The organism is Rhizobium croatiense (genome assembly GCF_019793465.1).
Classification (GTDB): Bacteria; Pseudomonadota; Alphaproteobacteria; order Rhizobiales; family Rhizobiaceae; genus Rhizobium; species Rhizobium croatiense.
In genome coordinates this window covers 96,526-111,359 of the sequence record NZ_JAILYJ010000012.1, presented here as the reverse complement: position 1 = coordinate 111,359, position 14,834 = coordinate 96,526, and the positions used below count along the sequence as shown (strand labels likewise).

The following is a 14,834-nucleotide window of genomic DNA, read 5'->3' as shown; positions in this document are numbered from 1 at the left end:
GTTCCATCGACAAGAACGGGAATGAATGACGACGGCCTCAGCCACAGGGATTTTTTCGGAACGCGCGATCAGACGGGCGAGGCTTGGTTCCGGCCTCGTCATTTTCATTTTCGTCCTGCTGCATTTGTCGAACCATGCGCTCGGGCTGGTTTCGCTCGCCGCCGCCGACAAGGCCCGCCACCTTTTCCTCGCCATCTGGCGCAATCCCGCCGGCACCGCGTTGTTTTACGCCTCGGTGCTGATCCATATGGGGCTGGTGCTGCGCGCCATCTACATGCGCCGCAGCCTGGTCATGCCGAAGGGCGAAACGGCGCAGATCGTGCTCGGCCTGCTGATCCCGCTGCTTCTCATCGACCATGTCATCGGCACCCGCATCGCCCATGAACTCTATGGCTATATCGACGATTACGAGACGGTCGTCGAGCAGTTCTGGATCAAGAACCCGGCGAACGGCGCACGCCAGGTGCTGGGCGTTATCGCCGTCTGGTTTCATGGCTGCATCGGCATCCATTTCTGGCTGCGCTACCGACCGTGGTATGCGGGCGCCGCGCCGCTGCTGCTGGCGCTGGCGATCCTCGTGCCGGTGCTCTCGATCCTCGGTTTCGTTGAGATGGGCCGCACCCTTGCCGATCCCTCCTATCAGCTGACGACCAATCCCTACGAGGTAAACCTCAACGCCCACTATCTTCACGACCCCGAGGTTCGCGCCCGGATCGCCGCGGTCCGCGCCGGGCTCTACGGCGCTTTCTCGGCCTCGCTGCTCCTCGTCGTCGTCGCCCGCGCCCGGCGCCGGCTGAAGGAGCGCCTCGACCAGGTGGCGGTGCATTATCCGAGCGGCGAGGTGATCCGCGTGCCGCGCGGCTTCACGGTGCTGGAAGCAAGCCGGCTCGGCGGCCTGCCGCATTACTCCGTCTGCGGCGGCAAGGGACAATGCTCCACCTGCCGCGTGCAGATCCTCGGCGACTATGAAAGCCTGCCCGCGCCTGACAAGATGGAACAGACGACGCTCAAGCGCATCAATGCCGGCCCCGACGTTCGGCTCGCCTGCCAGCTGCGCCCGGACCGCGACGTGGCGGTCGCGCCGCTTCTGGTGCCGGCGGTCGAAACCGCCCTTCCCGCCAACAGCCAGGAGACCAGCCCGGGGCGCGAACGCGAGATCGCCGTGCTCTTCGTCGATATCCGCCATTTCACCACGCTGACGGAAATGCGCCTGCCCTTCGACGTCGTCTTCCTGCTGAACCGCTATTTCGCCATCATCGGCAAGGCGGTGGAGCAGGCGGGCGGGCGGCTCGACAAGTTCATCGGCGACGGCGCCATGGCGCTCTTCGGCCTCGGCACCGCGCCGGAGGAAGCTTGCCGCCAGGCGCTTAACGCCGCTGCGACGATCGTCGGCGAGATCGAGAAACTCGCCGCCGAACTGGCCGAGGAGCTGGCGCTGCCGCTGCGCATCGCGATCGGCATCCACACCGGCCCGGCCGTCGTCGGCACGATGGGCTACGGCCGGGTGCGCAGCATGACGGCGATCGGCGATACCGTGAACGTCGCAAGCCGGCTGGAAAGTGCCGCCAAGGAGTTCGAAGCGGCAATCGTCATCTCCGAGCCGGTGGCGAAGCTCGCCGGCGCCAACCTTTCCGGCATAGAAAGCCGTGAAATCAGCGTGCGCGGCCGGGCGCTACCCTTGAAAGTCTATGTCATTCCGAGAGAGAAAGCGGCAGAACCGCTCGAAGGAAAAGACTGATGCCCGGCAAGCCCTGGCTCACCGCCAAATATTGGAGCCGCCGCCTGCGCAAGGCGCGCAATGCCGCCGCCTCGCGCTTTTTCGACACCCGCTTCGGCCGCCGCCTGCTGATCGAAAATATCGGCCCGCGCGTCGTCTCGATGACGGTCGATGCCGGCGATCATCTGATGACCTTTTCGCCGGCCGACTATATCGGCCGCAAGGTCTTCCGGAAGGGTCATTTCGAGCGCGACGCCGTCGACCGGCTGATCGTCATCCTGCGCGAGCGCGGCCTGCTTCGAAAGGAGGCGACGCTGCTCGAAATCGGCGGCAATATCGGCACCCAGACCGTCTATTTCGCCTTGAGCAAAACTTACGCCCGGATCGTCAGCATCGAGCCCGACCCGCGCAATTTCCCGCTCCTTGCCCTCAACATCCGCCAGAACCGGCTGGAAGAGAAAGTACGGCTGGTCAATTGCGCCGCCGGCGAGCACCAAGGCGAGATCGACTTTTTCCTCAATCGCAACAATCACGGCAAGAGCAGCGCCATCCGCCAAAGTGCGACCGACACGAAGATCAGCGTGCCGGTGAAGCCGGTATCCGGAATCCTTGCCGACCTGGCGATCGACCCGGCCGCCATCGGCCTCGTCTGGATGGATATCGAGGGTTACGAGCCGGTCGCCTGCCGCTCGATGCAGCCGCTGCTTGCCCGCCGCGTGCCGCTCCACATGGAGTTCACGCCGCTGTTCTATGGGCGCGAGGGAACCAAAGCTTTCACGACAATGCTGTCCGGCTTCTACGAGAATTGCCTCGTCCTCTTCGAGGACCGCGAGGAGGAGATGAAGGTACGGGATCTGCCGGGGGACATCGATCAGTACAACGTGCTGTTCCTGCCGTAGAGGTGGGCGGACCTTGTGCCGTGTGGCCCCCTCATCCGAGCCTTCGGGCCACCTTCTCCCCGAGGGAGAAGAGGGAGAATGCCGCTTGGCCATCGACCCTATTGGAATGCCTTTAAAATAGTGGGTTCGTTTGAGCAGTGTCGGCTCGCCTTGTTCCCTCTTCTCCCCAGCGGGGAGAAGGTGGCCCGAAGGGTCGGATGAGGGGCCGCACGGGCACGCCTTCATTATCACGGCAGCGGAACTGCGAGTCCGATAAGGTCGGAGTGTGCCCTTCTTTAGGCCGTTGGCGATCTCTTCGAGGACCGCCCCGTCATTGCCACCACTTGGCTCTTTCAAGAGTGACTTTCCGCATCACCTTGCGGTTGTCGGGAACCCGGATCTCAATGGTTTTACTTTTGTTTCCTTTTATTTCCTCTGCACAAACTGCCAACATCGCCGGAAGCAATGGCTCGCGAAGATCCGACATTCCAAGAGTGGTTACCGCCTTTATTGCCGAGGCTGGCGTCATGTTGAAACCGCAAGCTCCTTTCGTGATCGCACGAAAGGAGCTTGCTATTCCGGCAGTGCGATCGTCGGCCTGAGCTTGACCTGTGGCAGAAAGAACAAGCGCGACAGCGCCTAATATGCGCAGCTTCACTATACTACCTTCCCAAGTCAATTGGCTGCAGCGCAGACCGGCGCCGCGGATTGTTACGCTCTAGGCAAATACCTCTGCGCGCGCTTCGGGACTCAACGGGTCCGGTCCGAACTTGTTAGGCCCTTCGGTGCCCGGAAGCAGGGAAATAACAATCGTCACAGGGGCTGTGAGGAAAATGGCATAGGGAATAAAGCTCAGGGCAAACAGCGCGAGATAGCACCAACCGGAAATGCTGCGATCATGGAAGCGGCGAACCTGCAGGGATATCAGCGGCAAAAGCATTGCGAGCGTGAACAACATCCAGATGACCACGGTATAATGAGCCGGTGACGGGGCTCCGCCGCCGCTGGTTAGGAAGGCGAGCACAGTGGCCACAATTGCAAGCGGAAACAGCGCCAGCACATAGAAGAGTCCGAACCACCAATATTCAGAGCGGGAGGCCCTGCCGGAAAAGGTTGCGTATTTCTGCTTCAGAACTGTTCGAACAGCTTCAGTAAATCCCATTGAAATGCCCCCAAATACCACTCGGTGCAAGCGTCGCAACGTCTTACGCCAGCTTGCCAATATATTCCGATAGAAACAGCTACAATTCAAACGCAAAGATTGCAAGAACTCCGCATTCTTCAAACAACGCTCCCGTCGCGGCCGGAGCCGAGGTGAGGGTACGGGATCTGCCTGGCGCATTTCGGTGAACCGAGGCGCCGCCGTAGCACCTATCCGGCAGACTGCATCACCAGCGACTGATGGCAATGCACGCCGGCGAGCACGCCGGAGGCCGAGGCGAGCGTGCCGCTGTGCATGGAGCTTGCGGCATCGCCGGCGGCGAAGACGCCCTTGACGCTGGTCTCCTTGTTTTCGGCGGTGCGGATGACCGGCCCGAACATACCGTCGTCGAAGGCGCAGCCGAGCTGTTCGGCAATGGGGCTCGCCATCGCCGTCTTCGGCGCGACGAATATGGCGTCGAGCGGCACGATCCGGCCATCGGCGAGGCGCACCGCCTCGATCTTCGGAGTATCGCCCAGCAATTCGACGATCGGGCTGCGTTCGATGCGGACGCCGCGGGCGCTCAGCTTCGCGAGCTGCTCGTCGTCAGGCTCGAACCGCGCCTGGGTGAAAAAGGTGGTCGCGCCCCAGTCCGGGATCATCATGGCCGAATGCGCCGAGTGCGGATGGTTTGCAAGGACGCCAAGCTCGCCGCCGCTTACCTCATAGCCGTGGCAATAGGGGCAGTGCAGCACCGTGCGGCCCCAGCGGTCGCCGAGGCCAGCAATCTCGGGAAGCGTGTCGCTGACGCCGGTTGCGAGAATAAGGCGGCGAGCGCGTTCTTCGCCGCCGCCTTCGATGCCGATGACGATTTCGCCATCCTCCTTCTGCGCGTGGGCGACCTTGCCGTCGCGCAGCGCGATGTTCGGATAAAGCGAAAGCTGTCTCTTCCCCTCCTCCATGATCGCCGCCGGTGCCCGGCCGTCCTGACCGAGAAAACCGTGCGCGGCCTGCGAAAACCGGTTTCGCGGCATGCCCGCATCGACGAGCAGAACCCGCCGCCGCGCCCGGGCAAGCTGCATGGCAGCCGACAGGCCGGCAAAATTGCCGCCGATGACGATGACTTCGTAAGACATGCTGTCACTCCCTCGGTGTTGTGTTTTCATGAATCAACATAAGTTACATGAAATAGCACAGTCAAGCGTCACGTCACTTGTGTTGATACAGATGGCCTGCGATAATCACCCGCTCGCTCGACAGGATGGACAATGCGCAACGACAGCCGCCTTTCCCGCATGCTGCACGTGCTGATCCACATGGATCGGCACGTGCATTCGGCGACCTCCGAAATGATTGCGAAGATGCTGAACACCAATCCCGTCGTCGTCCGCCGCACCATGGCCGGCCTTCGCGAACGGGGTTATGTCAGCTCCGAAAAGGGCCACGGCGGCGGCTGGACCTTGGTGCGTCCCTTGTCTGAGATCACCCTGCTCGACATCTACAACGCCCTTGGCGAGCCGCACCTCTTCGCCATCGGCCCCGCCGACGATCAGCCGCAATGCCTTGTCGAACAGGCGGTGAATAGCGCGCTGGCAGATGCGATGCTGGAGGCCAAGGCGCTGCTGCTGAGGCGGCTGGGCAGTGTGACTCTCAAGCAAATCGCGGACGAGTTCGAGGCAAAACTGGAAGCCCGCTCGGCTGCGGCTAATTCCTGCGCCTCGTGAGGGATTAACTCCTCCAAAAGAGGAATAACTGCCACTGCAAATCGCGACAGCGGCCGATGCCGCAGTCCCCGCCCAATCGCTTACGTCCTCCGATAGAGGAAATACCGCCCTTCCTTGATCCCCTCCGGCAGCGGCAGCGCCACCAACTCCGGATGCTCAAGCGGCAGGCCGCTGACCGCGATGCCGTTATGAGCGAGCACGCCGGCGATCAGCTGCGGCAGCCAGGTCAGTGTCACGGCGTCGATCTCGTCGTGGCCGGTGCCGATATCGGCATGGGCGAGCGCTGCGCCGATGCCGAGGAAGGCCTGGCCGGAGTCGCGGATATTGCCGGTCACCATATCTTGCGGCTCCGGCGTCGAGGCCGAATAGGAGCGGACCTCCCAGTCGAAGGCGATGATGCGGCGGTCGGGGAAATGCTCGCGCAGATGGTCATAGGTGCGGCCGTTGCCGAGGCCGAACTCCAGCACCGGGCCGTCGATTTCGGCGACCGGATCGGTGATCGCGTTCAAAATATCGCGCTGGGCCGTCAACCGGCGAATGAAGCTGTCGAGGCGGCTCATCTAAATCCGTATCCGTCGTGAAATCGTGAGCGCGTGCTAACACCGAAATCTTGCCAAGTCGATTGCCGTAAATGGGAATTGGCGTTGCAGCACCAACATGGGTCTGTGCTAAGGTCGATGACATGGAAACCGTGACCGACGATGAATTCTTTGCCGCCGTGCCGCTCTTCAGCGCCTTCGAGGGTGTGACCGATGCCGCCAACTACCGGCCGCTGCCGGATGGCTGGGTGCTGGCGCTTGCCGATATCGTCGGCTCGACCCAGGCGATCGCCGGCGGCCGTTACAAGGACGTCAACATGGCGGGCGCCAGCGTCATTTCGGCTGTGTTGAACGCCGTCGGCAAGGGCGACTATCCCTTCGTCTTCGGCGGCGACGGCGCGCTGATCGCGCTTCCGGGCGCGCTCGAGACGACGGCCCGCGAAGCGCTTGCCGCCGTGCAGGTCTGGGTCGAGGAGGATCTCGGCCTGATGCTGCGCGTCGCCATCGTTCCGGTTGCCGACATCCGCGGCGAGGGGCTCGATGTGCGCGTCGCGCGTTACTCGGCAAGCCCCTATGTCACCTATGCGATGTTCTGGGGCGGCGGCACCAGCTGGGCGGAGCGGCAGATGAAGCAGGGCCATTACGGTATAGAGCGCGCGCCCCCGGGAACACGGCCCGATCTCGCCGGCCTTTCCTGCCGCTGGAGCCCGATCGACGCGCAGAACGGCGAGATCGTCTCGATCATCGCGGTTCCCGGTGAAGGCCGACCGGGCGAAGAATTCCGCGACCTGGTCAACGGCATCGTCGCCATCACCGGCGAGCAGAACCGCGGCAGCCATCCGGTGCCGGCCGGCGGCCCGGACTTCGCCTTCTCGCTCCACGGCATCAATCGCGAGGCCAAGGCCACAGCGCCGGCCGGCCGGCGACTACGGCAGAAGCTGATCATCTTCCTGCAGCTCGCCATCACCGTCGTCTGCTACAAGCTCGGCATTCCGCTCGGCCGGTTCGATGCGCGCCGCTACAAAAGCGACGTCGCCGGCAATTCCGATTTCCGCAAGTTCGACGACGGGCTGAAGATGACGGTCGATGTCGATGCCGAGCACCTGAAACGCATCGAGACGCTGCTGGAAGCAGCGCGGGCAAAGGGCATTGCCCGCTACGGCCTGCATCGGCAGGCCTCGGCGCTGATGACCTGCTTCGTGCCGACGCCGATTTCGCGCGACCATATGCATTTCATCGACGGCGCGTCAGGTGGTTATGCGGTGGCCGCGAGCCGGATGACCGGCAAGGCGCTTTCTACTGCGCCGTCAGTCATTTGAGGTGAAAGACGGAGTCATAGCAACTTCATCATCTCCCTTGCGAAGCTGTTCGATACTTTCGCGCAGTCGAGCGGAGTTGGCAGGCGTCGAGAGCAGGTGCAGCGTTTCCCGCATACTCTCGTATTCGCCTTCGGCGATTAAGACTATTGCTTCCGATCCTCGACGGGTCACGGTCAGAGGAGCCCGAGAGGAGAGGGCCTGATCAAAATAGGATGCAATGTTCTTCCGGAACTCGCTCAACCGAACGCGTGGCATCGAGATCCCTCTGTTAAGCTATGGCCCTCACGCCTTGATGACGTGATCGGCCGAAAGGCCGAGCCGGTTGAAGACGTTGCGGGTGTCGATGATCAGCGCCGCGCTTTTTGCAAGCGCCGCATAATCCACGCTGTCATGGTCGGTCGCCACCAACACCGCATCGTAGCCGGAAACGGCGTCCGGCGTCAGCGCCACCGATTTGCGGCCCTTCAGGGCCTGGTGTTCTCGCGTTGGCGGGATCTCGGCGACGAAGGGGTCGTGATAGTCGGCCCGGCCGCCGCGCTCTTCGATGATCTCGATCAGCCGCAGCGACGGGCTTTCTCTGATATCGGCGACGTTCTTCTTGTAGGCGAGCCCGAGCACCAGCACCTTGCTGCGGCTCAGCGCCTTGCCGGCGCGGATGTCGAGCGCTTCAGCGAGCTTGCCGACAACATAACGCGGCATTGCCGAATTGATCTCGCCGGCAAGCTCGATGAAGCGGGTCGGCAACTCGTATTCACGCGATTTCCAGGTGAGGTAGAAGGGATCGATTGGGATGCAATGGCCGCCGAGGCCGGGGCCGGGATAGAAGGGCATATAGCCGAAGGGCTTGGTCTTGGCCGCCTCGATCACTTCCCAGACGTCGATGCCCATCGCCGCATAGACGGTCTTCAATTCGTTGACGAGGGCGATGTTGACCGAGCGGAAGATGTTCTCGGTGAGCTTGACCGCCTCGGCCGTCGCATTCGAGGAAACAGGCACGACGGTCGATACCGCCGCACCATAGAACGTCTTCATCAGGGACAGCGCCTCGGGCCCGTCGCCGGCGACGACCTTCGGGATGGTGGCGGTATGATAATGCTGGTTGCCGGGATCCTCGCGCTCCGGCGAGAAGCCGACGAAGAAATCCGCGCCGGATCTCAGCCCGGTGCCTTCGAGGATGACCTTGACGATATCGTCGGTGGTGCCGGGATAGGTGGTCGATTCCAGCACGACGAGCTGACCGGGGCGCAGATACTGGGCGATCGAGCGCGACGTCGCCTCGACGAAGGACAGGTCGGGATCGCGATGTTTGGTGAGCGGCGTCGGCACGCATATGATGATGACGTCGCAGGCGGCCAGACCGGCGAAATCGGTCGTCGCCTGGAAGCGCCCGGCATCGATCTCGGCGGCAAGGGCTGCATCGCTGACGGCATCGATATAGGAGCGGCGGGCATCGAGCGCCACCATCTTGGAAGGGTCGATGTCGAAGCCGGTGACCGCAAACCCGCTGCGCGCCACGGCGATCGCCAGCGGCAGGCCGACATAGCCGAGCCCGATGACGCCGGCGCGCGCCGCGCGGGTTTCGATCTTCTGCAAAAGCGTATCGAAGGTGGGAGTGGCCAAGGCGGGATCTTTCAAACCGAGAAATTCAGAACGCTGATCTAATGCATGATGGCGGCGAATTAAACCCGATGTCAGGTCTTCCTCTTCTCCTCAGGGCAATTACCCGCAGTTGGCGACCTAAAACCCCTCCCCAACCCCTCCCACAAGGGGGAGGGACCAATCCGCGGCGCCGGCCTGCCCTCTTTCGGCATCAGCGTTCTCGGCGATGATTTTTAAGTGAGGCGCTGTCGCAAGTTAAGCACCTCCCCCTTGTGGGGAGGGGTGACCAGCTGCTCAAGTTCCTTTAGCCGGGTGTGGCCGAAATGTCCCGGCTGGGTCATCCGATGCAACTTTGAAGCACAAAAAAATCCCGCTCCCATTGTTTCGCATTTGCAGCATCCCTATTTTGACTTTTGATAATGAACCGCTGTGAAAGGACCACCCGTCCGGTCCCCGCCCGGGGGAACTAAGGGGCGCTGCTGCCGGGCTCTCGGCAGATCGTTGACACAAGAATACCGCTCGTACATCCTGATTTCCCTGTGACCTGCGCATGAAAATGTGCCGGCCGAGGGATTTTTGCCTCTTGGGGATGGCGTGCCTTATGAGGATCATACCGAGAATGAGCACGATCGAATCCAGTGTGTCCTCCATCCTGTTGGACCGGGTCGCCGAATGGCTGACGAATTCCTCGCTGGCGGGCGATGACCTCGAAAACATCGTGCGCGGCTTCTGCGAAAGGCTTGCCTCCGCCGGCCTGCCGATCGCCCGTGTGCATCTGACCTTTTCGATGCTGCATCCGCTCTACGATGCGCTGAGCTTCACCTGGCGGCGCACCAGCGGCGTCACCATCGAGGGCTTCCGCATGCCGGCCGGGCAGAAGCCGGACCGCTTCCTGCAGAGCCCCTATTATTACCTGCTCGACAACAACCTGCAGCACATTCGCCGCCGGCTGTCGCAGGAAGGGCCGGCCGAATTCCCGATCTTCGAGGATCTGCGCAAGGACGCCATCACCGATTACCTTGCCTTCGTGCAGCCCTTCGGCGACGGTTCGGTGCAGGGTATGATGGGCTCGTGGTCGACCGACCACAATAACGGCTTTTCCGACGACATGATCGACGCGCTGCTGAGAATGCAGAACCATCTGGCGGTCGCCGCCAAGATGGCCGTGCTCGGCAAGCTCGCCAACAACATGCTGACCACCTATCTCGGCGGCGACGCCGGCAAGCGGGTGCTGAACGGCCAGATCCGCCGCGGCGACGGCGAGACGATCCGCGCCGCCCTCGTCATGGGCGACATGCGCGAATCCACCATGTATGCCGAAAAGGAGGGCCGACAGGCCTATATCGACACGCTGAACCAGTTCTTCGATGCGATCGCCGCCCCCTTCAACCGTAATGGCGGCGAAATCCTGAGCTTCCTCGGCGACGGCTTTCTGGCCGTCTATCCCTGCGGGCGCCACAAGGACCCGTCGAAAATCGCCTGCGAGGCAGCGCTTTCGGCCGTCCACCAGGCGCAGGCGCGGGTGGCCGAGCTCAACAACGACCGCCAGCAGAAGGGTCTCAGCAAGATCGGCTACGGCATCGGCCTGCATGTCGGCAACGTCATGTTCGGCAATGTCGGCCTCAAGGATCGCCTGACCTTCTCCGCCTTCGGATCGGCGGTCAACGAGGTGCAGCGTCTGCAGATCCTGACCAAGAAATACGGCCGCGAAGTCGTCGCCAGCCAGGCTTTCGCCGGCTATTGCGGCGGCGAGTGGACGCGGCTCGGCGAAGAGAAGCTGCGCGGCATCCGCCAGAAGGTAACGGTGCTGCAGCCGCGCGCGCCGGCCCCGGAGCTCCATGTCGACGAACACTTCCGCGAGGCCGTGCAGAACGGCCTTTCCGAAGCCGAGCAGGTCATCCTGCTGCACCGGGACGCGAAGAAACAGGTCAAGCGCACAAGCATGGAGAAGTTCATCCAGTAAGACGCCAGGCTGGCGCCGATAAATTGCGTGTTTCGTCCGGATGACCACGGCGAAAGGCGGCGATATCCCCTTGATTGTCATCAACTAGACACCCCGTTTGCGGTACGATAGTGTGCCTCAAAGGGAACATAGAAGACTGGGGAATATCATTGGTATGGCGTCCGCTGCCGATTTGTTGCGTATCGAGAACCTCGACGTCTCCTTCTCCGTTTTCGGCGACCGGCTGCGTGTCGTAAAGGAAGCCAATCTCCGCATCCTTCCGGGCAAGGTCACCGCTCTCGTCGGTGAATCCGGCTCGGGCAAATCTGTGATCAGCCAGGCGATCATGGGCATCCTGCCCAATCCGGCCAAGGCATCGGGCAGCATCCTCTTCACCGATCCGCTCGACGGCAGCACGACCGATATCCTCTCCTTGTCGCGCGACAGCGAGGAAATGCGTGACCTGCGCGGCCGGCGCATGGCGACGATCTTCCAGGAGCCGATGACTTCGCTCTCGCCGCTGCACACGGTCGGCAACCAGATCAGCGAAGCGCTTTTGATCCATACCGAAGCCGACAAGCAGGAGGCGCGTGAGAAGACCGAGGAAATGCTCGGTCTCGTCGGCTTTTCCAATCCGCATCGCACCTACGACATGTATCCGTTCGAATTGTCCGGCGGCATGCGCCAGCGCGCGATGATCGCCATGGCGCTGATCTGCAAGCCGGCGCTGCTGATTGCCGACGAGCCGACGACGGCCCTCGACGTGACGATCCAGGCGCAGATCCTCGAATTGCTGCGCGACCTGCAGGCCAAGCTCGGCATGGCGATGCTGCTCATCACCCACGATCTCGGCATCGTCGCCAACATGGCCGACGAGGTGGTCGTCATCTATCACGGCGAGATCATGGAAGCCGGGCCGGTCGAGGCGATCTTCCGCAATCCGCAACACCCCTACCTCAAGGCGCTGATGGCCGCCGTTCCGCATTTCGACATGAAACCCGGCGAGCGGCTGAAGGCGCTGCGCGATGTGCCGGTCAATCTCGAGACGCTGGTCGGCAAGAAGAAGCCGCTGCAGGCGGAGACGCCGGGCACGCTGCTGTCCGTCACCAATCTGTCGAAGACGTACAAGACGCGCAAGCGCAGCTTTCTCGGCAAGCACGAGGCCACCGTCCTGCGCGCCGTCGACGATGTCAGCTTCGACATCCGCCGCGGCGAATGTCTGGGCCTCGTCGGCGAATCCGGCTGCGGCAAGACGACGCTCAGCAAGATCCTGATGCGCGCCATCACACCCGACAGCGGCGCGGTTGTGTTCAACGACGGCAAGGATGTCATCGACGTGCTTGCCGTCAAGGGCGACGAGCTGCAGGACATGCGCACCAAGATCCAGATGGTGTTCCAGGATCCGGTCTCCTCGCTTTCGCCGCGCATGACGGTGCGCAACATCCTCAGCGAACCACTGGAGATCCATGATCGCGGCGACAGTGATGAGCGCAAGCGCAAGGTCGAGGGGCTGATGGCGGCGATCGGCCTCGACAAGCGTTATCTCAGCCGTTACCCGCACAGCTTCTCCGGCGGCCAGCGCCAGCGCATCGGCATTGCCCGCGCGCTTGCCCTCGGCCCGAAACTCATCATCCTCGACGAGCCGGTCTCGGCGCTCGACGTCTCCGTCCAGGCGCAGATCCTCAACCTCCTGAAGGATCTGCAGAAGGAGCTGGGGCTGACCTATCTCTTCATCTCGCACAACCTTGCCGTCGTCGATTACATGGCCGACCGCATCGCCGTCATGTGCAAGGGCCGCATCGTCGAGATCGCGCCGCGCGAGATCATCCTGCGCGATCCGGTGCACCCCTATACGAAATCGCTGCTCGCCGCCGTCCCCTTCCCCGATCTCGACCGGCCGCTCGATTTCAAGGCGCTGCGGGAAAACGGCGCCGCCGACAAGCAGAATTGGGGCGTGACCTTCACCGCCGAGCATGACGATGCTTCCGAACTTGCCTATGCCGATCTCGGCGACGGTCATCTGGTGCGCGCCCGCAAGGGCGCTACGGCCAAGGAGTTGCGCTGATGGTGACGCGTCGCACCTTTCTCGGCGGCCTTGTCGGGGCTGCGATCGCACCGGCAGTGCTTCGCGCCGAGCAGATAGTCGAGCCGGAATTCCTCAAGGAGCGGCTGGCCGCAGGCAGCCTGCCTGCTATGGCCGAGCGCATTCCCGCCCGTCCGCGCATCGTCAATCTGAAGGAGATGGGGCTCGAACCCGGCGCCTATGGCGGCACGGTGCGCACCATCATCGGCAGCCAGCGCGACATCCGCTTCATGACGATCTACGGTTATTCCCGCCTGATCGGCTACAACAAGCACCTGCAGTTCCAGCCGGACATCCTCGCCGATTTCTACGCCGAGGACGACAAGGTCTTCACCTTCATTCTGCGCGAAGGCCATAAATGGTCCGATGGGCAGCCCTTCACCGCCGACGATTTCCGCTACTGGTGGGAAGACGTCATCCTGAACGACAAGCTGACGCCGGGCGGCGGCGCGCTCGAGCTTCGCCCGCACGGCAGCCTGCCGCGCTTCGAGATGCTCGATCCGCTGACGGTGCGTTACACCTGGGAAAAACCCAATCCGATGTTCCTGCCGACGCTGGCAGGTCCCCAGCCGCTCGTCATCTTCGGACCGGCGCATTACCTCAAGCAATTCCATAAGAAGTTCCAGCCCGACGAGGCGAAGATGGAACAGATGATGAAGACCAGCCGCGTAAAGAAGTGGCAGGATCTGCACATCAAGATGGCCCGTTCCTACCGGCCTGAAAATCCCAACCTGCCGACGCTCGATCCCTGGCGCAACACCACGGCGCTGCCGGCCGACCAATTCGTCTTCGAACGCAACCCGTTCTTCCACCGCGTCGACGAGACCGGCCGGCAGCTGCCCTATCTCGACCGTTTCGTCCTCAACGTCTCCTCCTCGTCGATCATCGCCGCCAAGGCGGGTGCGGGCGAAGCCGACCTGCAGGCGACCGGCATCGATTTCAACGATTACACCTTCCTGAAGGAAGCCGAGAAGCGCTTTCCGGTGAAGGTCAATCTCTGGAAGGTGGCGCGCGGCTCGCGCATCACGCTCTTGCCGAACCTCAACTGCGCCGACGAGGTGTGGCGCGGCCTGTTCCGCGACGTGCGCCTGCGCCGGGCGCTGTCGCTGGCGATCAATCGGCACGAGATCAACATGGTCGCCTTCTACGGCCTGGGCACGCCGAGCGCCGATACCGTGCTGCCCGACAGCCCGCTGTTCAAGCAGGAATATGCCGACGCCTTCGTCAAGTTCGATCCCGATGAGGCCAACCGCCTGCTCGACGAGCTCGGCCTGACCAGGCGCGGCGACGACGGCATAAGGCTGCTGCCGGACGGGCGGCGCGCCGAGATCACCGTCGAGACCGCCGGCGAAAGCAATCTCGACACCGACGTGCTGGAACTGGTGCACGATCACTGGGCCGATATCGGCCTTGCGCTCTATACCCGCACCTCACAGCGCGACGTCTTTCGCAACCGCGCCATGAGCGGCACGATCATGATGTCGATCTGGTACGGCCTCGACAACGGCGTGCCGACGGCCGACATGTCGCCGTCCGGCCTTGCGCCGACGCTCGACGATCAACTGCAGTGGCCGCTCTGGGGCATGCACTATCTCTCCGCCGGTCAGGAGGGTGTGGCGCCCGACCTTCCGGAGGCGGCCGAACTGATCGATCTCCTTAAACAATGGGGTTCGACGGCGAAGTTCGAGGAGCGCCAGGCGATCTGGCACAGGATGCTGTCGCTCTATACGCAGCAGGTGTTTTCGATCGGCCTGATCAACAGCACGCTGCAGCCGATCCTTCGCGCCGCCAAGCTGCAGAACCTGCCGGAAAAAGCCCTCTACGGCTTCGATCCCACCTCCTATCTCGGCATCTACATGCCGGATGCATTCTGGTACAAGGAGGCCTGAGGC

The 14,834-nt window shown here is 62.7% G+C and carries 13 protein-coding genes; 7 read left to right on the top strand and 6 right to left on the bottom strand.

Annotated elements, in window-relative coordinates; translation table 11 throughout:
- Positions 1–25 precede the first annotated feature (25 nt).
- Positions 26–1,738, top strand: coding sequence for an adenylate/guanylate cyclase domain-containing protein (locus K6M89_RS19840; RefSeq protein WP_222140652.1), 1,713 nt, complete (start codon positions 26–28; stop codon positions 1,736–1,738).
- Positions 1,738–2,616: an FkbM family methyltransferase gene (locus K6M89_RS19835; RefSeq protein ID WP_222140651.1), complete on the top strand. Its 879-nt coding sequence runs from the start codon at positions 1,738–1,740 to the stop codon at positions 2,614–2,616. Before K6M89_RS19840 ends, K6M89_RS19835 begins: the two co-directional genes overlap by 1 nt.
- Positions 2,617–2,926: 310 nt before the next feature.
- Here the strand turns inward: K6M89_RS19835 and K6M89_RS19830 are convergent, their stop codons facing one another.
- The 3 genes from K6M89_RS19830 to K6M89_RS19820 all read right to left on the bottom strand — a co-directional run bounded on the left by K6M89_RS19830 (position 2,927) and on the right by K6M89_RS19820 (position 4,872).
- On the bottom strand, positions 2,927–3,253 hold the full coding sequence (locus K6M89_RS19830) for a hypothetical protein (RefSeq protein WP_097581839.1): 327 nt from the start codon (positions 3,251–3,253) through the stop codon (positions 2,927–2,929).
- A 60-nt stretch (positions 3,254–3,313) separates the two neighbouring features.
- Positions 3,314–3,757, bottom strand: a complete 444-nt coding sequence (locus tag K6M89_RS19825) for a DUF805 domain-containing protein (RefSeq protein WP_222140650.1) — start codon at positions 3,755–3,757, stop codon at positions 3,314–3,316.
- Positions 3,758–3,966: 209 nt separating this feature from the next.
- The gene (locus tag K6M89_RS19820; RefSeq protein WP_222140649.1) at positions 3,967–4,872 is read right to left on the bottom strand and encodes an NAD(P)/FAD-dependent oxidoreductase; all 906 of its coding nucleotides are present in this window, start codon (positions 4,870–4,872) and stop codon (positions 3,967–3,969) included.
- Between the two features lie 132 nt (positions 4,873–5,004).
- Between K6M89_RS19820 and K6M89_RS19815 the strand changes: the two genes are divergently transcribed.
- On the top strand, positions 5,005–5,460 hold the full coding sequence (locus tag K6M89_RS19815) for an Rrf2 family transcriptional regulator (protein WP_097581836.1): 456 nt from the start codon (positions 5,005–5,007) through the stop codon (positions 5,458–5,460).
- Positions 5,461–5,540: 80 nt separating this feature from the next.
- Here the strand turns inward: K6M89_RS19815 and K6M89_RS19810 are convergent, their stop codons facing one another.
- Positions 5,541–6,020 (bottom strand): class I SAM-dependent methyltransferase, encoded by a 480-nt coding sequence (locus K6M89_RS19810; protein ID WP_222140648.1) that lies wholly within the window; start codon positions 6,018–6,020, stop codon positions 5,541–5,543.
- Positions 6,021–6,091: 71 nt separating this feature from the next.
- Between K6M89_RS19810 and K6M89_RS19805 the strand changes: the two genes are divergently transcribed.
- Entirely contained in the window at positions 6,092–7,318 is a 1,227-nt protein-coding gene (locus K6M89_RS19805; protein WP_222140647.1) for a DUF3095 domain-containing protein, read from the top strand.
- Here the strand turns inward: K6M89_RS19805 and K6M89_RS19800 are convergent.
- Complete coding sequence (locus K6M89_RS19800; protein WP_222140646.1) at positions 7,307–7,573, bottom strand: type II toxin-antitoxin system Phd/YefM family antitoxin; 267 nt, start codon at positions 7,571–7,573, stop codon at positions 7,307–7,309. The two genes, K6M89_RS19805 and K6M89_RS19800, sit on opposite strands and share 12 nt — an antisense overlap.
- A gap of 27 nt (positions 7,574–7,600) precedes the next feature.
- Positions 7,601–8,938, bottom strand: coding sequence for a nucleotide sugar dehydrogenase (locus K6M89_RS19795; RefSeq protein ID WP_222140645.1), 1,338 nt, complete (start codon positions 8,936–8,938; stop codon positions 7,601–7,603).
- A 598-nt stretch (positions 8,939–9,536) separates the two neighbouring features.
- Between K6M89_RS19795 and K6M89_RS19790 the strand changes: the two genes are divergently transcribed.
- From K6M89_RS19790 to K6M89_RS19780, 3 genes are all read left to right on the top strand, one after another.
- Positions 9,537–10,880: an adenylate/guanylate cyclase domain-containing protein gene (locus K6M89_RS19790; protein ID WP_222140644.1), complete on the top strand. Its 1,344-nt coding sequence runs from the start codon at positions 9,537–9,539 to the stop codon at positions 10,878–10,880.
- Positions 10,881–11,034: 154 nt separating this feature from the next.
- The gene (locus K6M89_RS19785) at positions 11,035–12,924 is read left to right on the top strand and encodes an ABC transporter ATP-binding protein (RefSeq protein ID WP_222140643.1); all 1,890 of its coding nucleotides are present in this window, start codon (positions 11,035–11,037) and stop codon (positions 12,922–12,924) included.
- Entirely contained in the window at positions 12,924–14,831 is a 1,908-nt protein-coding gene (locus K6M89_RS19780) for an ABC transporter substrate-binding protein (protein WP_097581828.1), read from the top strand. Before K6M89_RS19785 ends, K6M89_RS19780 begins: the two co-directional genes overlap by 1 nt.
- Positions 14,832–14,834 lie beyond the last annotated feature (3 nt).